At 68.2% G+C, this 992-nt stretch carries 1 protein-coding gene; it reads right to left on the bottom strand.

Annotation, left to right across the window (positions count from 1 at the left end; genetic code table 11):
- Nucleotides 1–17: 17 nt before the first annotated feature.
- On the bottom strand, nucleotides 18–386 hold the full coding sequence (locus U1T56_RS24115) for a hypothetical protein (protein WP_418162035.1): 369 nt from the start codon (nucleotides 384–386) through the stop codon (nucleotides 18–20).
- Nucleotides 387–992 lie beyond the last annotated feature (606 nt).

Raw genomic sequence — 992 nt, 5'->3', positions numbered from 1 at the left:
AGGGCGGTGACCGCCCCCTACGCGGCTCGCAAGAGCGTCAGGCTTGCCTCGGCAACATCGCTGGATGAGGCCATACGGCCCGGCCAACATGGTTGACGGGCCGTTTGCGGGAGGTTCCGCAAGTTGGCCCGAGGCGGGGCGGTCCTGGCAGGTTGGCGGTGTCCGACGTCGTCACGCCCCGCTCTCAGGAGCGCCGCCATGACCGAGAGCAAGAGTAAGCTCGCCGTCGCCGCGGCGAACTCGCCGATCGAGGTGGCGAGGTCGCTGGGCGTGTTCGCGAGCTTGCGGTCGAGCCGCACCACCCCGTCGGGGTCGATGGCGGTGCCCCCGTGCACCTCCTTGGCGGAAGCCTCAGGTGTGATGGCGATGCCGACGCTGATCCGCATGGCGCCTCCCGATGGCTGGCGGTTCGGTCTCCCGCCCGCGCCCTGCCCAGGCGATGGCTCGCAGAGCCCGATCGGCGGTCGCGGCGGCTTGGCGGTGGCGCCGGGGGATCTGCCTCGCGAGCCGTCCAGGGCAGCCGGCACGAGAACCACCCCGGCGCCGCCAGCCTCGTGATCGCCAGCCATTTGCGGAACCCGACGCACACAACCGGTTGATGTCCTACACGCGAGCGCTCGAAGCAGTTCCGGCGTATCGCGACCCGCTACGAGCAGCAGGCGATCAACCACTTGGCCACGCTTGCCATCGGCATGATTCTGTTTGGTTACGAGCTGGACACCTCCAAAAACCTCGAGCTTTGGCGGATATGGTTGTGGAGCGGTGCATGGTCGCCTGCCGGGCGACGGGATGAGCGGGATCACACGGACACCTCGCATAACCCCGTCATCGGGTGCTTTTCGAGGGCCGCTGGTGGTGGTGTTGGGTGCAGAGCGGCCGTTTCCGAGCCCTGATCCACCGCCGCAAGGCGGGTGGTGAGGCATTTTCGGCGCCTGGATCCGTCAGGCGGGCACACCTCGCCGCTCGATCCACGCCAGTCGGCGCATGTTGTA

The organism is Benzoatithermus flavus (assembly GCF_037908215.1).
Classification (GTDB): Bacteria; Pseudomonadota; Alphaproteobacteria; order Geminicoccales; family Geminicoccaceae; genus Benzoatithermus; species Benzoatithermus flavus.
This window is presented reverse-complemented; position numbering and strand designations above follow the sequence as displayed.

What these genes read in the sequence shown, in the direction of transcription:
- U1T56_RS24115 (WP_418162035.1), bottom strand. Translation starts at nt 386, where the DNA reads ATGCGGATCAGCGTCGGCATCGCCATCACACCTGAGGCTTCCGCCAAG.